The following is a 22286-nucleotide window of genomic DNA, read 5'->3' as shown; positions in this document are numbered from 1 at the left end:
TGAATAGCTTTATCTCCAAAAAACATCAGTTAACTTCTATATTTCTCGATAAAAAATACCGACCAGATTTTTCTGGTCGGTATTTATTTTACCTTCTTATTGTCTTTCCTTTACCTGTTAGTTCCTCTTACTGATAGTTTTTCTTTCTCCCTCTCATTACCACCCATAGAAGCAAGCTCATACTTAGCAAGCATACGCCTGTCCATATTACCCAAGTATTTGTTTGGTCACCTGTTTTTGGTAATGGTTTTGCTTCTTCATATGTTCTTGTATGTTGCTTGTTATCAACTACTTTTAATGGTGTTTTTTCTGTTGATGGTTTTGTTGGAGTTGATGGTTTTACTGGTTTTTTAGGATCTGTTGGTTTTGATGGATCAACTGGTTTTATAGGTTTTACAATTTCTGCTTCTACTTGAATGTTAGCTGTGACAGAAAGTTGCTTCTTGCCTGCATCTGCTGTTCCTTCATTTGGATCATACGTGTAAATCACTTTGTACGTACCAGCTTTATTTACATCTACTTTACCTTCTACTTGGATTTTGGAGAAAGGAATTGCTACACCATCTCGGTTTGTCGCGCCTATAAAGTTAGCTTCTGCTTCCCATTTTTCTCCATATGGGATAACGCTATCTTTTACAGTGATTTGTGCTTGGTTTTGGATTACAGTGATGTGTGCTACTTTTTTCACTCCATCATAGATATAGGTTATTTCATACGTGCCTGCTGTTTTAGAATCAACTTGTCCGGTTACAGTGACATCTTTGAAAGGAATTTGGTCACCTTTTTTATCTGTAGCATTATCAAAATTGTCTTCTGCTTTCCATTTATCTCCTGTATACATTGTGGAGTCATGAACTTCTAAACTTGTTTTTCTTGGATGGACAGTCAGATTAATTGTCTTCGAAACACCGCCATAACTATAAGTCACTTGGTAAACACCAACTGTTTCTAAATCAACTGCTGGATTTTCCGAAACATTGATGTCTTTCCAATTTACTGTATTTCCGTCTTTATCTTTGGCACTGTCAAAATTATCTTTGGCATTCCAGTTGTCCCCTATATAAATTTCAGAATCATGCGCGTTCACTGCTGTTAAGATGTCTTTTACTTGGATATTAATTGTTTTTGAGACACCGTCATATGTGTACGTGACTGGATATGTTCCAACTTTGTCTGTATCAACGGTTCCTTTAACTTCGATATCAGCAAAAGCGACGGAATTGCCATCTTTATCCAGCGCACTGTCAAAGTTATCTTCTGCACTCCACGTATCTCCGATGTAAATCGCGGAATCATGTGCGTTGACTGCTGTTAATTTAGCTTTCACTGTTAAAGTGATTTTTTTCGATACTTTTCCATACTTGTAAGTGACTTCGTAAGCACCTGCTTTTGTTGTATCAACGGTTGGTTTTTCTGTGACTGTAACATCTTCTAGGTCAACCGCGTTACCATCTTTATCAAAAGCACTATCGAAGTTATCTTTAGCATCCCATGCATCCCCTACATAAATAGTAGAGTCATGTGCACTGATACCTTCCTTATTTTCTAAGACAGTAACTGTAATAGTTTTCGAACCGCCATCGTAGCTATAAGTGATGGTATTAGTACCAGCTTCAGTTGTATTTACATTTCCTGCCACTGTTACATTAGCAAAAACGACAGAATTACCATCTTTATCAAGCGCACTATCAAAGTTGTCTTCGGCATTCCATGTGTCGCCAGTATAAATCGCGGAATCATGCGCGTTGACTGCTGTTTGTTTAGCTTTGACAGTGACATTAATTTTTTTAGAGACACCATTGTATGTGTAGGTAACCGGATAAGCACCAGCTACTGTAGTGTTTACAGTTCCTGTAACTGTCACATCACTAAATGCTACATTAGTGTCGCCTTCTTTATTTGTTGCACTATCAAAGTTATCTTCCGCTTCCCATGTATCTCCTATATAAATAGTAGAATCATGCGCGTTCACTGCCGTTAAATCATCCTCTACAGTTACTTGAATAGTGACTGAAACCGTTTTGCTATCTTTTGTTATCGTGTAAGTTAATGGATACACGCCACCTTGATTAGAACCATTTTTTATGGCATCTAATTGTGTTTGGTTCACTTGTACTAAGTCTAAACAATCTTCTGCGCTTGAATTAACACCGTTTTTTACTTCTTCAAAAGCGGCTGTTTTCGCAAGAGTTAAGGCCTGTGCTTTCGTTAATTCAGTGGCTTCTTTGTACTCCAATGAAAAGTCAGCTGCACCCATGGTGTAACCATCTTGTTGCGCAACAGTTCCCTCTTTTCCAGTAACATATACTGGGGCTGTAGAGCTTTGTTCTGTACCAAAAATATCTTGAATAGTAAGCGTTAAATCTGTTACATCAATCGTTTTATCGTTTGTAGAAACGCCAACTACAGCTGCTGAACCATCTGCTAGCGTTTGTACTGTTGCCACTTTTGTATCTGCAACAGTCCATTTGTAGCCATTTGTTGTTGCTTTAATATTTTTAAAGAAGCTTGGTTCAATGGTATCTTCGGCAGCTTGTCCAGTCGTTGAGGCTACTTTTGGTAAAGTGATTTCTAAGCTACGACCCATTTGAACTTGTTTTTCATCTAGGTTAACTTTTAAATCTTGCGTCGGATTATAAGCATAATAACCTGCATTTGTATATTGTGAGCTTGGTAAAGTTGGATTGATTTGTTTCGCCCAACCTCTATCTGCTCCGCTGTAAGGTACATCACTATTTAGAGAAGTATCTTTACCAATATTTTTTAATGTATATTGGTAGCCAGCTTTGTCTGGGAATTTCACTGCATAATTACCATAACCAACACCATCACTATAATCAAAACTGTATTTACCATTGCTATCTGTTGTGGCAGTTATATTTTTGTCGCCTACTTTGGCGGGTTCATATTCAGATGTGGATACATTCCATTTGTATAACTCAACTGTTTCATTCGCTAATGGTTCATCGCCTTTATCTTTTTCATACGAACCGTTAACATCTTTATCATTAAATAGCATACCTGCTACTTCACCAATTACTAGTTCAGCACCAACTTTTGTTCCAGATAATGAACCAGCGAACGTATTAGTAATTACACGGTAATATGGGTTGTAAATATCACGTTCACCAATTTTGTTGCCTTCTGTTGCTGAATCAAATGTTTCATCTACTTTAAGTGGCACTTTGAAGGTTTGTGTTTCGCCTGCATTAATTTGTGTTTTAACTTTGATTCGAACCATATTTACTTTTTCATAATCAGCAACAGTATTTGAGTATATGTCGGTGGAATCATAATTGTCTCCTGTTGCGGTTGTTGCGTAACTTACATCGAATTGATCTTGTTGTTCTGCATTAACAGGTAGTGCTCCATTTAGTTTCATATCCCATTTGAACGGCTCGCTTTGGAATTTAGATCCGAAGTCTTGACCAGTTTTTGGAATTGGGATATAAAGCTCAAATGTACTTGCGTTCCCACTAGAAGTGTTCGTAATCTTGACTGTATAATCAGCATCTGTTCCTGGTGAGAAGTAGGAAACTGTACTGTCTTCTCCTTCCATATAAGCTGCTTTATCGCCTTCTCCAGCCACGCTTAAGAAGGTTTCTACAGTAACTGTGTCTTGTTTTGGAATACTTAAAGTACTACTGTTGACAGAAAGTAATTTATCATTGTCTCTGCCATTTTTATTTACATCTAGCCCTAAATCCGAAAAAGTATTAGTTCCCGTTGCCGGAGTAACATTTGCTCCCCATGCAATGACCTGTTGCGCATCCATATTAATACTTTTATTTAGAGTTACATCAAACGTTGTATCGTAACTGATATTTAGATATTTATGTTTAGTTGGATAGCCAACATATACTCCCACTGACACATCCGTTGTTTTTAAGGCGTATACTTTATCTCCATTATTTGCCGTTTCTTGTTCAACTGTGAAATTAACATCTTTTCCACCTTGATCCGTTAGTTTAATGGAAGAAGGTTGAATTGTTGTACCTTCTAGAGCATGTAAATAAACTTCTGGATCATTGAGGACCGTCCTTGTTCCATAAGGGTAATCATGTAACACTAATGTCGCTTTTGTGTTAATTGTTTCTCCTGCGCTAGCTGTTTTCACCTTTGTACCAGCTTTATTATAGAAAGCTGCTGTACCATTTGCTACTGTACTTTCTGCACTTGAAACTTTATAGGTTGATATGCCAGATACTTTCGTATTGGACTCATCATCCGCGTCCCATATTGCGCCTTCATATTGGACAGATGTAACGCCTGGCTTGATTTTACCGTATGAAGCAGTAGAGTTCCAACGATAAGTAGCCGAAGCTTCTGTGCTCTGATATCCAGGCGCAAAATCTCCCACATTTGCTTTTACTTCTGTGAAATATTCCCCTTCTTCAAGCCCAACTGCTTTTGCATCTAGTCGATACATTTGGTTATTATTTTTAATAAGCGCTCCATCAAATGTTCGAAAAGCGTCGTTTAAATTTGTTTTATACTGTACTTCACTGATTTTGTTTCCTGAAATAGTGCTATCAAAAGGGATATTGACCATATAAGCTTCCCAGTTAGGGTCAAATTTAATTTGATACATTTGATTTTTTTTCACACCAGCACTTTTTTTATTATTTATTTGAATGCTACCAGCCCAAGTTTCGTTATTTGGATTAAGTTGACCATTTGCTGTAGTCAAAGTCATTTTATTTTCGGTAGTATCAACAACTTTACAAGTGTCTAGAGGTGCTATAGTAGTTAAATCGTTAGGATTAGTTGTCAGTGCATCTGATTCAAATACTTCTCCATCATATGTTGTGATAACTGCATGAGGAGCTTTTGCTGTGCTGTATGTTCCTGCAGGAGTTCCTTTAGGTACTTTATATTTGACTCCATAAATAGAATTACTAGTGGCGCTGTTGTTTAAGTGCTTATTATTAATGACAACCTTATTTTCACTTGGATAATTAGTAATAGTTACGTTAGAATTTTCCTTCAGCACTGTGCCAGCATTATTTACAACATTTACAAACTCCATTCCTTCCGGGTAATAAAGTGTTACTTCGATATTTTTAGCAATGTATACTGCTGCTCCACGACTGTCTAAACTATTCGATCCATTCACGACAGAGTATGATTTTGTATAGTTATAAGAGTCGGTAGTATCTGTACTTGCAAGGACTTCTGATAGTCTTTGATCATTATACCAAGTTCGAAACATAGTTTTCACATGATTTTGATCGGCATACCCTACAACTTTATTTCCTTCCGCACGAATTGCTTGATCTGCAGAAGCAACAGGTGTACTTGCCTCTCCTTTATATACTTCTGTTTTAATTGGATCTGCTAAGTCAGTTGGTCCGTAATATTTTGCTGCATCTACCCGTACTGAAAATTTAAAGCTCGCTTTTTCAGTTCCTGGACTTAGCTCATAACTTACTGTTCCAAACGTAGCTTGACTATATGCTGTTTCTTTATTAGGTACTTCCACCGAAGTAATGGCTATTCCTAGTGGATCACTTGCTCCTAAATAACTCAAAACGCCTGTATCTTCATTCGTACCAGCCTGATAATTACTCGGTACTGGCAAAGAAACAAAACGCATTCCATCTGGTAAAGTGAAATTCACTTTTTTGCCAGTAGAAGTACTGTCGCCAAAGTTCACTGTCGCTGTTACTTCTTTAATATCACCATTTGCCCATGCTGTTTGGTCATAATCTGGTATTTTTAGTTCAACTGTTGTTTGTCCAGATTTAAGTGATTTTATATTTTTAGTATTATTTGTAGTAGAAGGAGGCTGAATATTAGCATCTTCTTTTTCAGTTTCCTTCTCTGTGTCAGAATCTTTATTTACTCCATCTTCAGAAACTATGTCAGATACTTCATAAGAAGCAGTATATGTTTTAGTTTCTGCTTTTTCTTCGCTTGTATTTTGATAATTAATTAAAAAGTTAGTTGTGCCATTTTTTTCGGCTTTATAGCTTACTTCTTGGCCCTCTCTCTTCTCTCCATCAGGTGTTTCAATAGTCAAGATTTTCACCTGATCGCTTTTTGGTGTTACTTTAATGGTTAAATCAGCTGATTTTTTATCTTCTGTCAATTTAGACTGAACTTCATAAGTTAGTTCGTCATTCCCATTTTCTTTTGCAAACACATTAAGGGCTGTTAAATTTAATTGTCCTAATACTAGGAAAAATGCCATTAACAGCATTAAATAATGTCGCGCTCTAGTTGCTTTAATCATAAAAGAGTTCTCTCCTTCAAATATATTTTATATGCTGTGAAATAACGTGTAATCACATTGCAACTTTTATATTACTTGTAAAGAACTTCTATGTACATATGACTAAAATGAGTTTTTAAAATAAATAACAAATATAACTTTTTTATACAAAAGTTCGTCATACAAAAAAACGCTTTCCGACATATTTCAGACACATTTAACAAATGAAAAAACTTTAGTAAAGTTTAAGAAAAACTAAAATCCCCTATAAATAGAGATATTTTCAATGCTTTTAAATCGATTTATCAAAGATCCACATCGTCGTATCGGATTTTTTACTTTTTTAGTACTTTTTCCAAAAGAATAACTCATTGCTTATATATCGGTTCAATAGTTACTTATAATTCAAGAAACCTGTATTTTATATGAAATAAAAAACACAGAAATCCTCAGCCAAACAAGGAATTTCTGTGTTTTTATAATTTATTTGAAAAACTTATTCTGAACTACTTTAATAATCTCCATCATTACAACTGCTGCAAGTGCTAGCCCGGCTGCAATCGACCATTCATGTAGGCCAAATGATGCTGGGATTGAGAAGATTTCGCGAGCTCCTGGTAGTACAGTAATTCCGTATAGGACGAAACAAAGCAATACAGCACCGATTACGTATTTGTTGCTGAAGAATCCTGCGCCAAATGCGGTTTGGACGTTTGATCGGGCTGCAAATGTTTGTAATGTACGAGCTAGGATAAGTGTAGTGAACGCCATTGCGACACTCATCTCTGGTGAAATTTGCATACCGATGTATTGTGAGATGATAACGGCGATACCGATTAATACACCACGACTGATAACGGCGCGCATTGTTCCACCAGCAAAAATACCTTCGTTTATATCTCTTGGTTTGCGTTTCATTACGTCAGGTTCTGCTTTTTCCATACCTAGTGCGATTGCTGGTAAGGAGTCATTGACTAAGTTGATAAATAGTAATTGTAATGCAGTGAACGGGTTGATCCAGTCCAGCACTAGCGCGAATAAAATCGCAATAATCGCACCTAGGTTTCCTGCAAATAGATAAGCAATTGATTTCTTAATATTGTCAAAAACGGTTCTACCTACGCCAACTGCATCCACAATCGAAACGAAATTATCATCTGTTAGAATCATTGCAGCGGAGTCTTTCGCAACGTCTGTTCCGCTACCCATTGCGACACCAATATCGGCTTGTTTTAGAGCAGGCGCATCATTGACACCGTCGCCAGTCATTGCAGTGATTTTGCCTTTTTTCTGCCAAGCTTTGACGATACGGATTTTATTTTCTGGAGAAACTCGGGCATAGACTGCGATATGTTCTAGTTTTTTGTCGAGTTCTTCTTCTGGCATTGCGTCTAGTTCTTGGCCTGTTAATGCGATATCATCGGCATCCATTAAACCAATGTCACGGCCGATTGCTTGTGCCGTTGTTTTATGGTCACCAGTAATCATAACCGTGCGAATACCCGCTTTTTTGGACTCTTCAATGGATGCATACACGGCTTCACGTGGTGGGTCAATCATTGCTGTTAAACCAACTAGAACGATATCTTGCTCATCTTCTAATTTTAATTCGGATGTATCAGCAGGCATCCGTTTGTAGCCGTATGCGAGGACACGTAAGGCTTGATTCGAAAATTCTTCGTTTGTTTCTTTTAGTTTCGCTAAAATTTCTTCTGTCATTGGCTTTTCTTCCCCATCAAGGAAAACATAACTGCAACGCGCGAACATCACGTCTGGTCCACCTTTTGTTAGCATTGCCTTGTTTTCATTAAAGGTATGAAGCGTAGACATTAACTTACGATCTGAATCAAAGGGAATTTCGCCTTCACGGATGAATTTTTCGCGAATTTCATTGTAATCTTGATTATTTTTATTACTAAAGGCAATTAGCGCCACTTCGGTCGGGTCGCCTAACTCCTTGCCCTCACTGTTAATATTTGAATCGTTACAAAGTACCGCAATATGAATCAAACGACGTTCCCCTTCTGACCAATTTTCTGGACTTTCTGGGAAATTTTCTTTTGTTCCATCGGGTAAATAGTAATCGACTACAGTCATTTTATTTTGTGTTAATGTTCCGGTTTTGTCTGTACAAATAACGCTGGTGGAGCCTAGTGTTTCAACAGCTGGGAGCTTTCTAATAATCGCGTGCTGCTTTGCCATTTTGTTTGTTCCGACCGCAAGTACAATCGTTACAATAGAAGAAAGTGCTTCTGGAATGGCTGCTACAGCTACGGCCACGGCAAACATAAAAGCATTTAAAATCGCTGTTGCCATATCCGCTGAATTGTCGCCGAGTAATACGCGACCAGCTTCGACAGCAAAAATAAGTACACAGAGTGCTAAAATACCGAGTCCTAGCTTTTTACTGAATGATTCTAGTTTTCTTTGTAGTGGTGTTTGTTTTGCTTCTGCCGTTTCAAGTAATCCGGCAATTTTACCGATTTCCGTTTCGCTCGCTGTGCCTGTTACAACAAACATCCCGCGACCATATACAACGAGGGACCCGCTGAAAACCATATTCACACGGTCGCCAAGTCCTACTTCATCTGGAATGGTATCGATATATTTCTCGACTGCCTCCGATTCTCCAGTAAGCATCCCTTCGTCGATTTTCAAGGAGCCACTTTCGAACAAACGGCCGTCTGCTGGGACGAAATCACCTGCATCCAAAATAACGACGTCACCCGGAACAAGTTCGCGCGCATGAATACTTTGCTTAGAACCATCACGAATAACTTTGGCAACTGGCGCAGACATTTCTCGTAACGCATCAAGCGAACTTTCTGCTTTTCGCGTTTGAACTACGCTAATTATCGAGTTCACAATCAGCACTAAAAAGATAATAAGCGATTCGACTACTTCGCCTAAAACCAACTGCACCAAGGCAGCGATGACTAAAACAATAACCATTGGATCTTTAAATGTTTCAAGGAAAAGTTTCCAAAGTGGATCTTTCTTTTTATTCTTCAGTTCGTTAAAACCGTATTTTTCTTGTCGTTTTGTTACCTCACTAGTTGTTAAGCCTTTTTCTGTCGCTTCTAGTTGTGTAAATGTTTCTGCCGCGCTTTTGCGGTATATCTCCAATCATGTCAGCCCCTTCCAAACAGTTTATGTGTTAAGTATAACAAATCTTAACAGTGAAATAATATTGATAACACTGGAAATTTACACACTCTTAACAAACAGCGCTTTCAAGTCTCTCTTTTGGTTGGTAAGGGCAAAAAATAGTTGAAAAGGACACAAAAAACGGCTATACTACAACCAGATAGATAGATTAGGAGGGCATGACATGGATAAAAACGAACAAGTCATGGCAAACGTTAGAGATTTATTTAATAAGCTCGCATGGATTAACAAAGTAAAGATGGAAAAAGCGCTCGAGGGATACAAACCTTCCGAAGTCCACTGTATCGAATATATTGCCAAAAATGAAGACCCTAACGTAACAAAACTCGCAGAAGCTTTCTATATGACAAAAAGCGCGATTAGTAAAATCACTAAAAAATTAATGGATAAAGGCTATATTGAAAGTTATCAAAAACCAGAAAACAAGAAAGAAATCTATTTCCGTTTAACAACTAAAGGGGCTGAAATAAACCAAGTACACGATGAATTGCATCAAGAATTTCTGGATCGCGATAAAGTTGTTTTCGAAGACATATCGGATGAGCAATATGCCGAGGTGTTAAAATTTGTGGATAAATATAGTCGTCATTTGGATAATGAGATGAAGAAAGTTTTAAAAACAAAATCTGAATAAACCCTCTAGCAGCCTATATATTTTGAGTTAGGCTGTTTTTTATTGTTTTATTTTTGTTGACAAGGAAACAAAAAGGAGTTAAGCTATTTATGTTTCCTAGGACACTAATTAAACAATTGATAGGAGAATTACATGTTTCAATCTAAATCTAGAACTTCTTTAACTAATAAGAAAACTTTACTTTTCGGTCTTATATCTGTTTTCCTCTGTGGAATGGGTTTTAGTATTATTATGCCCGTTGTCCCTTTTCTCGTGACACCTTATGTAACAAATGCTAGTGATCAAGCGCTTATGGTGACACTGCTCACATCGGTTTACGCATTTTGCGTATTCTTTGCTGCGCCTGGACTTGGTGCTTTAAGTGATCGTTTTGGCAGACGCCCGGTTTTACTAATTTGCTTTATTGGCTCTGCCATTGGTTACTTTATTTTTGGTCTTGGTGGGGCGCTTTGGGTACTCTTTCTTGGTCGAATTATCGAAGGAATTACTGGTGGGAGTATTAGTACGCTGTTTGCTTTCTTCGCTGATATTACACCTCAAGAGGAGCGGACGAAATATTTTGGCTGGGTAAGTGCTGCTGCAGGTGCGGGCGCTGCGCTTGGTCCAGCTTTCGGTGGTTTGCTTGCCCACTTTGGTTATGCTATGCCATTTTTCTTTGGCGCGACGATTACTTTCATTAACTTCTTATTCGGTTATTTTTATATGCCTGAGAGTTTAGACGACGCAAATCGTTTAAAACGAATTCCGCTAATGCGACTCAATCCGTTTTCCCAGCTGCTTAACATTCTGACCATCAAAAACTTAGGGCGTTTACTGATTGCGGCATTTTTCATTTGGGTTCCAAATGGTTCGTTGCAAGCTGTCATGTCTCAATTTGCCATCGATAGTTTCAGTTGGAAGCCGGCTTTAATCGGAATGATGTTCTCAATTATGGGCATTCAAGATATCCTGTCACAAGCTTTCGTAATGCCCAAACTTTTAATCAGATTAACGGATAAACAAATTGCTGTTCTTGGAATGATTGCGGAGATTATCGGATATTCGCTTATTGCAACTTCCTCGATTTTCACACTTGCTCCATTACTCGTTATTGGTATGTTCGTGTTTGGATTCGGTGACTCGATTTTCGGGCCCTCTTTCAACGGAATGGTTTCAAAAGCTGCCAGCGCTAGTGAACAAGGTCGGATTCAAGGTGGTAGTCAAGCCATTCAGTCTTTGGCGCGTATTATCGGACCTATTATCGGTGGGCAAATTTATATTACCCTTGGCCATGCCGCTCCTGCTATTATGGGTGTCCTTTTAATAACTGTTGCAATTTTTATCCTTTACAAAAAGACTTCTTTAGCAAAATAATGTTTTTCGTATTTAAGAAACCATTTTGCGATGAAAAAGGTATCCTTATACTATTAATAAGGATACCTTTTTAGTAATTAGTTTATCTTCACTCATTGTTTTCAACTTATAGATGTAAAACTTTTGCTTGTCGTATAATTTTCTCTTGTTTTAATGCAACTGGAATCATCATTAAGCCTGCAATAATTAAAGCTGTAAACATAATAGTAAAAGTTGCGCCCCAGCCATGTAAATTATAGCCAAATATTTGCATACCCGCTTTTGTTGGGTCTGCAATATATCCTAGAAAGACTTTAGCAAAAGAATCTCCGAATAAGTACGCAAACGTTCCAGTTAAGCCATTTGTTACAGCTAAAGCATTTCTAGGAACAAACTCTATCACCGACACTCCTATTAAAAGTTGGGGGCCAAATACTAAGAATCCTAAAATAAATAATACCGTATACATGCTATAAACACTTGTAACTTGCGAATAGCTAATTAACATGAAAAATTCAATAACAACTGCAATAATCGAGCAAAGCATACGGCGACCTTTCATAATATCTGAGAGCCAGCCCCACGATAATGAACCTAGCAATGCTCCAATTTCAAAAAAAGAAATAGTCATAATAGCATCTTTTGTGCTCCATCCTAGCGCTTGAATACAATAAACGGGCGCCCAATTATCAATACCAATTCTAACAATATAGATGAATATATTTATTACGCATAAAGTCCATACCCACGGATTATTAATAACAAATCGACAAAAAATTTGAAATCTAGATAGGTCCTTTGTCTCCGAATCCCCTTGCTCTTCTCGCTCTTCAAAAATTTCAGCGGCAGAGTTCCATCCTAATTCTTCCGGTTCATCATGGCCCACGGAGAAGCAAATAATTGCAATGATAATCGCAATGATACCCGGAACGATAAACATTCCCCCTGCGCCGCCATTAAAGAAAGTAGTCGCACCCCAAAAAGCAACAATTCCCGCTAAAGCACCACCTATATTATGCGAGGCATTCCAAAAACCTAACCATCTTCCTCTTTTCAATTTTGGCGTCCATCGTGTGATAGTTGAATAGGAAGCCGGTCCACCTGGTGATTGCACAAATCCATTTGCTCCCCAAAGGATAAACAATATACCTACTGTTGCTTGCTTTGTAACTAAAAGTATTCCAATAATAATTGATATAATAGCGGAAACCCCTAATAAAAAACTCATTATTTTTTTAGCATTTCTTCCATCCACGGCATACCCTAAAATCGTTTTTCCAATTCCGTACATAACAGAAAAAGCTAAACCAATCATTCCTAGTTCTGTGGTGCTGAAATGGTTCTGCTCAATTAACAATGTCTGAGCTGCTTTAAAGTTATTCCTTAGAAGATAGACCGTTAGATAACAAATAAATACAGACATAAATGCAACGATAAAGTGTTTGAACCATTGTTGCCTTTGAATTTCTAGTGGAACAAAATGGTTCTTTCTTTTTAAACTGAATAATGACATTATAATTTTCCTTTCCAGTGTAATCTGCATTCTAAATTTAGAATGCTATGAGCATCATTACGCAAACGCTTCCATATAAAGTCTATCAATTTTTCTAAAGCAATCACCTCTGCTATCCAAATGCATTATTTCCCCTTTTTGCGCTGCTAAAAATATAAACCAGATACTCTCTTTCCGTCATTAACACTTGTTATCCATGCAGAAAACAAAAAAGCAGGAATTATCTTGGGATTCCCAAATAATTCCTGCTTTCCTTTTAGTAAAACATTCCCTGAAACCTGAAAGTTTTTACTCATTAAATCGTATTAAACTGAGCATCATATAACCGCTTATAGGCGCCATTATCTTGCGCTAAAAGCTCATCATGCGTCCCAGTTTCTGCGATGCCCGTTTCATTTACAACGATAATTCGATCAGCATGCTTAATGGTAGCAAGTCGATGCGCAATAATTAATGTCGTTCGCCCTTCTGCTAACTCTTCTAACGAGGCTTGAATCACTTGCTCCGTTTCTGTATCAAGTGCCGACGTTGCTTCATCCAAAATTAAAATAGGCGGATTCTTCAAAAACATTCGCGCAATTGCTAACCGTTGTTTTTGCCCGCCAGAAAGTTTGACACCGCGCTCGCCAATGATTGTATCGAGGCCATCTGGCATTTCTTCTACTACTTTGGAAAGATGGGCAAGTTTCACGACATGCTCTATTTCTTCTTCGCTAGCGTCTAATTTTCCGTACGCGATATTTTCACGAACTGTACCAGAAAACAAGAAAACATCTTGCTGCACGACGCCGATTTGTGCTCGCAAGGACGGTAAAGTGAATCGTTTAATATTTTCACCATCAATCGTAATCTCACCAGCTGACACATCGTAAAAACGTGGCAACAAATTACAAATTGTCGTTTTCCCAGCCCCACTTGGCCCAACAAACGCAACAGTCTCACCGGCTTTAATAGAAAGATTTATATGATTTAGAACATTTTTTCCATCGCTATATTCAAAAGATACTTGGTTGTAAGCAATGTCACCACGGAACGCCTCGGCTGGTTTCGCATCTTTTTCGTCTTGGATTGCTGGTTCTGTATCCATCACTTCTAGAAATCGTTTAAATCCTGCAAAGCCTTTTGGATAGCTTTCGATTACGTTGTTTATTTTCTCGATTGGCCGGATGAACACGTTTGTTAGCAAGATAAATCCGACAAACTCCCCGTATGATATTTCGCCATTAATCGTAAAATAAGCACCGAATAAAAGTGCAAATAAACTAATTAAGCGCATCAGAAAATAGTTAAACGAAAAACTCAAGCCCATCACTTTGTAGAACATTAATTTTGACTGACGGTACGCTTGGTTGAGCACTCTAAAACGCCCTTTTTCATGTGGTTCGTTGGCGAATGCTTGCACAACCCGCACCCCACTAATAGCATTTTCCACGCCGGCATTAAAGTTCCCTAAATCTTTAAAAATCCCGGTTGTTACTTTGGTCATTCGTTTGTTGAAGTAAACAATTAAAACAGTCAGAATCGGTACTAGAATAAAAGTCGAAATCGCTAATTTCACATTGATATTTAACATTAAGAAAAATGCACCGAAAAGTGACATAATCGAAATAAAAATATCTTCCGGACCATGATGCGCTACTTCACCAATTTCAAATAAATCAGTCGTCATTCGCGACATCAATTTCCCAGTTTTCTGATTATCGTAAAATCCAAATGGTTGTTTTTGCAAATGGCTGAATAAATCTCTGCGCATATCCGTTTCTATGTTAAGACCAAGCATATGGCCAAAATAAGTGACAATGTACTGCATAAATGTATTAAGTATGTAAAAGAATAATAAGGCCAAAGCAGCAGTAATAATAAGACCAAAATCTTTTCCTGGAAGTAGTGTATCAATCACGTGGTTTACAGCGACTGGAAAAGCCAGCTCCAAAATAGCAGCTAAGACGGCGCAACCAAAATCAATGATAAAAAGTGTTCGATACGGTTTATAATAACTAAAAAATCGTTTTAGAATAACAATCCCCCCTTAAAAATAGTCATGGTTCCCATTATAGTGTAAAATGACTAAAAAAGCGATATCGTTTTTGGAAAGGAGGCAACTGATGAAACGATTAGAAAAAATTTCTTCTATTGTTCCCATCCTGCTACGAATTACCCTGAATCTGGCGCTTATTATGGTCGGCTTTACCCTTGTTGCTTTTTTAATTAGAGAGGCATTTACGATTTTCAATAATATTTTCTTCTTAGACACGGACGTTTCTTACTATTATATGACACAAGATATTTTGACGTTTTTCCTTTACTTTGAATTTATTGCGCTCATTGTAAAATATTTCGAATCTCATTTTCATTTTCCGCTACGCTACTTCATTTATATTGGTATCACAGCGATTATTCGATTTATTATTGTCGACCACTCTAGCGCAACTTCCACACTAATACTTTCAGGCGCGATTCTTTTACTCGTCGCTGCACTATTTTTAGCTAATACAAAGATGCTTAAACGAGAAGGATAAAAAAACAAGCAATCCGAAAATAGGATTGCTTGTTTTTATTTTCTATTCTTTACGACGGCGCTTCTGGCTTTGTTGTACGAGTAAGTATACGCCACACGATATGGCAATAATTCCGAGGCATGTAATTAATAAGTTTACCGAGCTATCACCTGTTTTTGGTAAGCTATCTTTCGTCTCTTGTTTTTTTTGTTCGACTTTGGTTAATTTTAATGCTTTCGGTGCGATTTTCACTTTTGATGTAGTTCTTTTTTCTGTTGTTTCTATTTTTGATTTTTCTACTTGCGGGCTTTCTGGAACAGTTGGATCAGGTAATGGTTCCATGCTTGGTGCTTGCTCAGGCGCTTTTTTTGATAAATGATGTTGATTGTTTGTGGTGATTCGGTAAAAACGCCAAGAATTTCCGAATCGTATTTTAATAAAGTATAACCTTTAATTTTTTTCATCGGAACGTTGTATGCTTCGTTGAAAAGTCCGCTCAAATATAATGACGGGGCAATTGGAGTCTTGTTTTCATCCAGATAATTTACAGTGACTTGATTCGGTTTTCCGAAATCTGGAATGGTAGAAATATTCTTTTTATAGCGAAAAATGATATGCAAGCCATCTATGCTAATGTCTTTTTTTACAAATGTATAGTCAGATATTGTCTCTAAAACCGCTGCTTCACTATTGATGATTTCTACTACTGGTAATAAGTCTTTGCCTGTTTCATCTACGTATCTTACATCGATTGTTTTGTCATATATGTAACGCACGATAATTCCAGTATCTGTGATATTTCCTGTCGCATTATGAGGTATTTCTCTTAATTTATAGCCAGGAATATCTTTTGGAGTAGATACATAATGATAATCGGTTAATATATCTGAAGGAGCAATCTCCGCTCCATCTGCATCAACATATTCCACTTTAACCGTGAAATTATTTGTATCTGCACTTGCTTTTATAGGTGCGATGAACCCACTTGCTAATCCTATTGTCATTATTAATGCAAAGAGAGTTATCACTATTTTTTTTACATTTTTACTCACTGACCATTCCTCCAAAGTTCTCATACATTTTGCAACGTACATTTAATTCATCTGGTAAAAGCACATGCGATACAAATTCGTTTTTTTCATCTACTAAAACTAAAAAATCAACAAATCGAAGCTCAGCCCAATTTTTCCAAAATGATAGAAAAAACTTTAATTCAGTAATATTGTGTAAGAGCTTCGACTTTTGCGTTAAACTATATTTCAATTCATCAATATAGGGCGTAAAAATCAGTGTTTGTTCGATGGCACCACTTTCAATATGCTTTGAAATAAAATAATGCCACTTTTTCAACATTTTTAACTTCCCTTTCAAAAAAGCATCACTGTCCTCTGCGGAAAAATGTTCCTTTGAATAAGGGCTAATCTGACTATCTCCAACTAGCTCAATCGTTATTCGCCGGCTATCTTTCTGCAAATTCTCAAGCAACAGCATTGTTTCCCGAAAATATAATTGTTGAAAGGAAATTTTAATAATAAAGTGCTGATTGGTATGAACTTGTAGAACTTTTTTAATTTCCATTTCATACCAAGTGATAAATTTTCCATACTCTATTTGATTTGTAACACATAACAAATGCGAAGTTAGATCTTCCAAGAGATTTTTAGTTTTTTTAGTTGCAACTATTTCTTTTTTGACTAAATCACCACTTTTTGTGTCATATTCATTATGAAGTAGTAATTGATATTTTTGATTTAATATAAAAATCTCTCCTTTCCAAAAAACATGTGAAAATTAGTACATTCCAAATAATACAACATATGAGCAATAAAACTCATTAGGTCCTATATATAAGACCAAAAAAACAGATACCTTATAAAAGGTATCTGATTTACTTTAAACTATTTGTATATTCTCTTTTTCTAAAAACTGTTGAAGTAATGTATTATAAAGTAGCGCGAGGGATTTGTAATCAAGTGCATCTAAAATTCGGATTGCACTTTTAGACTCTTTTAAGCCTTGTTCGACCTCGTCATTTTTCATCCATATTAAGCCTTGATAGTAATTATGCATAATCCGGTAAAAAGCACAGTCATGCGTAGAAGAAAGTTCGTGCAGTATTTCTAATAATTGCGCGGCATATTCTAATTGATCACGGGTGATTAGTTCTTCTATTATGTTGGTGAGTAGCGTGGAAAATACTTTTTTACCACGATCGTAATGCTTATATTTTTCGAGTGACTTCAAGACCAATTGAAAAAAATAAATTTGTACATCTTCTTCAAAATAGTCCACTGAATTAGCGAAAATCCGAATTTCTTCTAGTGTCCATGATTGAACTTTCCACAAATACGTTTGGATAACTGCTTTATCTTCCTCAGAAACGATACTAACGTCAAATCGATTATTCAAAAGAAATTGTTCATTAATTTCAATTCTCGAGTGGACAATTGCTTTCCTTAGATTCGCTCTATCGCCATTTTGCTGCAATACTTCTTGGTATAATTCTTGTAATTCTGCCAAACTTTTTTGATTAGCTGCATTTGCAAATTTGTACCAAAAATTATCTTCCTCAGCTAAAGAATAGCCCCTATTCATAAAGAAAAATTCATCTGAACTTAACATGACCCGGTCTAAAATTTCTTCAAATAGTACTAATGTAATATCATGTTTTCCTTTTTCAAAACCTATTGCATATGATTTTGAAATTACTCCTGTATAAACTTCTTTTTGCGTTAGTCCTTTTGAAAGTCGTACTTCGCGAATTAACTCACCATACGCAACCATTTAAATCGTCTCCTATATTTCAATTTCAGAAAATAAGGTTATCTTGTATGTAGAATATTAATCATGCAATCCCCAATATTCGCTTTAGTAGTTTAACGCTTTTACTCTAAAAATGAAACTTACAAAAATGTCACTTACGGTAATTCCCTCATAAAAAAATCCACCCATAATAATATATGAGTGGATTTTACTTAATTTTCGGCAATGCTCGTCTCCATGTTAAAAATCGAGATAGCTTCTGATAAAGCAGAAATTTCTGCCTCTAGTACCTTTTTTTGTTTTTTTAATTCATACATTTGTAAAATATTGGTAGCTTCATTTAAATCTATATTTTCTGTGTTATAAAATTTGATCCATCTTGTAAGAGATGCTATTGAGACACCAAAATCATTACATAGTGTATGCTTCGATGTTCCTTTATGATATAAATAAACTAGACTTTTTTTGAATTTTTCATTATATAATTTTTTAGGCATGAACAGTTCCTTTCCTGTGCGTTTTTCAAAGTTTAGTAATGTCTCAGATAACTGTTATATACTGTTTGAGTTCAAAGTTCAATGCTGATTTTAGTTCCCAGCAAATAAACTATTTCGCCATTTTCAAGTTACAAATTAATTTTAAAACATCCCGCGATTCCCATACAACTTAGTAGCTCTTTCTTTTTCAGTTTACATAATTTTAAATAGTAATATTTCTTTTTATTATCTGGGCAAATTCACCTACAATTTATTGTATTTTTTCCATCTCAGTCCCCCTCTGTTTTTTTGTAAATATAGAAGCTAAAATACAGGTTTTCCTTGCCGATATCTCTATATTTCCAATTCGCTATTTAAATTATATAAGACAACATGTCGTATTTGATACTCCAAAAAACACTTTTAAACTGTGTATTTTTCCTAAAAGTGGCTATTTTGTGACAAAACATTGCCCCTTCAAATATTAGAACCAGTTAGTGTTCGTATACATATATCATCTCTAACTTCATTTTATCGTTTTTTACTCCCCCATCTAAAATTAGCTCCTGCTTGAATTTAAGCTAATTAAGATAACTGTTAGATTAAAATAAATACTATAATAGAAGCATGTATAATTGTCTTACTGAAACTTCATTTTATGGTACAATAAGCTACAATATACATAGAAAAGAGGGCCGCCATGGAATTTCTACTTATTTTACTTCCAGTTTTTGGGATTTTTGCTATTGGGTTTGTTGGGCAAAAGACTTTAAAATTTGATATTCCTAACTTATCTAAACTCACGCTTTACTTAATGTCACCGTTTCTTGCATTTAATACTTTTTATACCAATCCGCTTACGATAGATTATGCATATTTGGCGATTTACATTTTTGCGCTTTGTCTGAGTTTAATTTTGCTTGTCAGTTTGATTAGTTTTTTGCTAGGTTATAACTTGCAAGATCGTTGCGCGCTCATTTTGGCTAGTGCGTTTATGAATAACGGAAATTATGGAACGCCTGTTGTCTTGCTTGTTTTCGGGGCGGTTGGGCTTGATATTGCTGTAGTATTAATGGTCTTACAGCAACTGGCTATGAGTACTATTGGGATTTATTTTGCTGCAAAAGGGAGTAAAGATGCAAATGGAATGAAAACGGTCATGAAACGAGTTGTTCGGATGCCGATTGCTTACGGGGCTTTACTCGGGCTTGCGCTTCAATTACTTCATGTTTCACTTCCTTCCGCTTTAATGACTTGCGTAAAGCTTGTTGGCGACGCAGCTATTCCAACGATTATGATTGTTCTTGGAATGCAGCTAGCGGTTATTTCGTTTAGACGAATCGAACTTACGAAAGTAGGCATTGCATTAGTACTCAAATTACTCATTGCTCCAATCATTGCGTTTGGTTTAACGTTGATTCTTCCTGTTGACGAAATGACGAAACAAATTATGATTTTGCTTGCAGCTATGCCAACTGCAGCGAATACTACTTTAATGGCTGTACAATTTGATACAAAACCAGATTTAGTTTCTAGTGCCACGTTTATTAGTACTGTTTTAAGTATTATTACCTTACCCATTGTGCTCTATTTTCTTCATCCAGTTTTCTAAGGCGGGCTCTAGCTCGTCTTTTTTGTATAGACCAATTGTGAAACAAAACGTTTGCCTTGCTTACATTTAAGAAATATAATAGCTATACCAATTAAAAAGGAGGCAATGAACTGGTGAAAACTATTGATATGAAATATTTACGCTTGTTAGCAAAAGAATATCCTACTATCGCCAAGACAGCTACGGAAATCATTAACCTCGAAGCAATTATGAACCTTCCAAAAGGAACGGAACATTTTTTAAGTGATGTTCACGGTGAATATAGTGCTTTTGAACAAGTGCTTCGTAATGGTTCTGGTGTTGTAAAACGGAAAATTCGTGATATTTTTGGCGCAGAGCTAGATGATGCAGAGATTAATTCACTTAGTACACTGATTTATTATCCAGAAGAAAAGATGGATTTGATTGCTAGTGAAACAGAAGATTTGCATGCTTGGTATCGCACCACACTTTTTCGTTTGATTGAACTCTGCCAGTATGTTGCTTCAAAATACACACGTTCTAAAGTTAGAAAAGCCATGCCAGAAGATTTTGCCTACATATTAGAAGAGTTACTTCATGAAAACTACAATGAAGACGATAAAAAGCTTTATTATGAAGAAATTTTACAACATATTATTTCACTTGGTCGTGCAGAAGAATTTATTAGCGCTCTCTCGCTACTTATTCAACAATTGGTCGTGGATCATTTGCACATTGTTGGTGATGTTTATGATCGTGGCCCTTATCCAGATAAAATCATGGATACATTAATGAATTACCATTCGCTCGATTTCCAGTGGGGTAATCACGATATTTTATGGATGGGCGCGGCTAGTGGCTCTAGGGTTTGTGCGGCTAATGTTATTCGGATTTCTGCTCGCTATTTAAATTTAGATATTTTAGAAGATAGTTACGGTATTTCCCTTCGCCCCCTAGCCCTTTTTGCCGACGAAGTGTACAAAGACGATCCTTGTACCTACTTCCAGCCAAAGAATGAAGAAAATATCAACTATAGTAATGCTGAAATCACGCAAATTGCTAGGATGCACAAGGCTATCTCGATTATTCAGTTTAAATTGGAAGGTGAAATTATTAACCGACGCAAAGAATTTGATATGAATCATCGGCTTTTACTTCAATTTATCGATTACAAAAAAGGCACAATTCAACTAAAAGGAAAAGAATACCAGTTGTTAGACAATCATTTTCCAACGATTAATCCAGAAAATCCTTATGAACTTACTGATGCGGAGAGAGAACTTATTGGGAAAATTACTGCCGCTTTTAAAAACTGCCGCCGATTGCAAAAACATGTACAATTTCTATATTCAAAAGGCAGCATGTTTTTAACTTATAATGGCAATTTACTCTACCATGGCTGCATTCCGCTCCACAAAGATGGGACTTTTATGGAAATGAAATTACGTGGCGAAAAATATGCTGGTCGTGCGCTTTTAGAGCAGTTTGAAATACTTACCCGCGAAGCATACGTCCGCCCAACTGGAACAAAAGAAAAGAAATATGCGTGTGATATCGTTTGGTATTTGTGGACTGGTGCCATTTCTTCGCTATTCGGAAAAAGTGAAATGACTACGTTTGAACGTTATTTTGTTGCAGAAAAAGAAACCCACACAGAGGAAAAAAATCCTTATTATAAATTGCGTAATAACGAATTAATTTGCAAACAAATTTTAGAAGAATTTGAGCTTGACGGAGAATGCGGGCATATCATTAACGGCCATACGCCAGTCAAAGAAGGAAAAGGTGAAAGTCCGATTAAAGCGAGTGGTAAAATGCTCGTCATCGATGGCGGGTTCGCAAAAGCATATCATAAAGAGACAAACTTAGCGGGTTATACACTACTTTTCAACAGTTACGGTTTACAACTAGTTAGTCATCAGCCATTTACTACAAAAGAGGATGCTATCAAAAATGAAACGGATATTCTTTCCACGCGTCAAGTTATCGAAATGGAAATTAACCGTAAACGTGTAAGGGATACCGATATTGGGGCTAAACTTAGTGAACAGGCAGAAGATTTAAAATTGCTACTAGATGCTTATCGTAATGGTTTGCTTCATGAAAACCGTTAAC

At 36.5% G+C, this 22286-nt stretch carries 12 protein-coding genes and 1 pseudogene; 5 read left to right on the top strand and 8 right to left on the bottom strand.

The window, feature by feature from the left end; all coding sequences use genetic code 11:
* Positions 1–127: 127 nt before the first annotated feature.
* Positions 128–6235 carry a putative cellulose-binding protein LCP gene (locus CKV70_RS04310; protein WP_014600656.1) on the bottom strand — a complete coding sequence of 2036 codons (6108 nt, stop codon included), beginning with the start codon at positions 6233–6235 and terminating at the stop codon, positions 128–130.
* 462 nt (positions 6236–6697) lie between these two features.
* On the bottom strand, positions 6698–9340 hold the full coding sequence (locus CKV70_RS04305; RefSeq protein ID WP_014600655.1) for a calcium-transporting ATPase: 2643 nt from the start codon (positions 9338–9340) through the stop codon (positions 6698–6700).
* Between the two features lie 205 nt (positions 9341–9545).
* On the opposite strand from CKV70_RS04305, the gene CKV70_RS04300 reads away from it, so the two are divergent.
* Together CKV70_RS04300 and CKV70_RS04295 are read left to right on the top strand one after the other, a co-directional pair.
* Positions 9546–10016: a MarR family transcriptional regulator gene (locus tag CKV70_RS04300; protein WP_003721405.1), complete on the top strand. Its 471-nt coding sequence runs from the start codon at positions 9546–9548 to the stop codon at positions 10014–10016.
* A 132-nt stretch (positions 10017–10148) separates the two neighbouring features.
* Positions 10149–11369, top strand: coding sequence for an MFS transporter (locus CKV70_RS04295; RefSeq protein WP_009932658.1), 1221 nt, complete (start codon positions 10149–10151; stop codon positions 11367–11369).
* Between the two features lie 106 nt (positions 11370–11475).
* Here the strand turns inward: CKV70_RS04295 and hpt are convergent, their stop codons facing one another.
* Together hpt and CKV70_RS04285 are read right to left on the bottom strand one after the other, a co-directional pair.
* Positions 11476–12861 carry a hexose phosphate transporter Hpt gene (gene hpt, locus CKV70_RS04290; RefSeq protein WP_003721403.1) on the bottom strand — a complete coding sequence of 462 codons (1386 nt, stop codon included), beginning with the start codon at positions 12859–12861 and terminating at the stop codon, positions 11476–11478.
* Positions 12862–13156: 295 nt separating this feature from the next.
* Positions 13157–14878: an ABC transporter ATP-binding protein gene (locus CKV70_RS04285; protein ID WP_171839744.1), complete on the bottom strand. Its 1722-nt coding sequence runs from the start codon at positions 14876–14878 to the stop codon at positions 13157–13159.
* A gap of 88 nt (positions 14879–14966) precedes the next feature.
* On the opposite strand from CKV70_RS04285, the gene psiE reads away from it, so the two are divergent.
* Positions 14967–15380: a phosphate-starvation-inducible protein PsiE gene (psiE, locus tag CKV70_RS04280; RefSeq protein WP_003721401.1), complete on the top strand. Its 414-nt coding sequence runs from the start codon at positions 14967–14969 to the stop codon at positions 15378–15380.
* Positions 15381–15422: 42 nt separating this feature from the next.
* Here psiE and CKV70_RS04275 read toward each other — a convergent pair.
* The 4 genes and pseudogenes from CKV70_RS04275 to CKV70_RS04260 all read right to left on the bottom strand — a co-directional run bounded on the left by CKV70_RS04275 (position 15423) and on the right by CKV70_RS04260 (position 18619).
* A pseudogene (locus tag CKV70_RS04275) lies at positions 15423–16411 on the bottom strand (MucBP domain-containing protein).
* The gene (locus CKV70_RS04270; RefSeq protein ID WP_077346021.1) at positions 16404–17117 is read right to left on the bottom strand and encodes a diguanylate phosphodiesterase; all 714 of its coding nucleotides are present in this window, start codon (positions 17115–17117) and stop codon (positions 16404–16406) included. Before CKV70_RS04270 ends, CKV70_RS04275 begins: the two are co-directional and overlap by 8 nt.
* Positions 17118–17252: 135 nt before the next feature.
* Positions 17253–18143: an Rgg/GadR/MutR family transcriptional regulator gene (locus CKV70_RS04265; protein WP_014600652.1), complete on the bottom strand. Its 891-nt coding sequence runs from the start codon at positions 18141–18143 to the stop codon at positions 17253–17255.
* A gap of 191 nt (positions 18144–18334) precedes the next feature.
* Positions 18335–18619, bottom strand: a complete 285-nt coding sequence (locus tag CKV70_RS04260; RefSeq protein WP_003721397.1) for a transposase — start codon at positions 18617–18619, stop codon at positions 18335–18337.
* Between the two features lie 679 nt (positions 18620–19298).
* Between CKV70_RS04260 and CKV70_RS04255 the strand changes: the two genes are divergently transcribed.
* On the top strand, positions 19299–20210 hold the full coding sequence (locus tag CKV70_RS04255) for an AEC family transporter (protein ID WP_003721396.1): 912 nt from the start codon (positions 19299–19301) through the stop codon (positions 20208–20210).
* A 113-nt stretch (positions 20211–20323) separates the two neighbouring features.
* Positions 20324–22285 carry a fructose-bisphosphatase class III gene (locus tag CKV70_RS04250; protein ID WP_014930847.1) on the top strand — a complete coding sequence of 654 codons (1962 nt, stop codon included), beginning with the start codon at positions 20324–20326 and terminating at the stop codon, positions 22283–22285.
* Position 22286: the final 1 nt, after the last annotated feature.

This window comes from Listeria monocytogenes (assembly GCF_900187225.1).
GTDB classification, from domain to species: Bacteria; Bacillota; Bacilli; order Lactobacillales; family Listeriaceae; genus Listeria; species Listeria monocytogenes.
This window is presented reverse-complemented; position numbering and strand designations above follow the sequence as displayed.

Bases quoted from the DNA above. Each gene is read 5' to 3' on its own strand.
- CKV70_RS04310 (WP_014600656.1), bottom strand. From the start codon at position 6,235: ATGATTAAAGCAACTAGAGCGCGACATTATTTAATGCTGTTAATGGCA.
- CKV70_RS04295 (WP_009932658.1), top strand. From the start codon at position 10,149: ATGTTTCAATCTAAATCTAGAACTTCTTTAACTAATAAGAAAACTTTA.
- CKV70_RS04300 (WP_003721405.1), top strand. From the start codon at position 9,546: ATGGATAAAAACGAACAAGTCATGGCAAACGTTAGAGATTTATTTAAT.
- CKV70_RS04260 (WP_003721397.1), bottom strand. From the start codon at position 18,619: ATGCCTAAAAAATTATATAATGAAAAATTCAAAAAAAGTCTAGTTTAT.
- CKV70_RS04255 (WP_003721396.1), top strand. From the start codon at position 19,299: ATGGAATTTCTACTTATTTTACTTCCAGTTTTTGGGATTTTTGCTATT.
- hpt (WP_003721403.1), bottom strand. From the start codon at position 12,861: ATGTCATTATTCAGTTTAAAAAGAAAGAACCATTTTGTTCCACTAGAA.
- CKV70_RS04265 (WP_014600652.1), bottom strand. From the start codon at position 18,143: ATGGTTGCGTATGGTGAGTTAATTCGCGAAGTACGACTTTCAAAAGGA.
- psiE (WP_003721401.1), top strand. From the start codon at position 14,967: ATGAAACGATTAGAAAAAATTTCTTCTATTGTTCCCATCCTGCTACGA.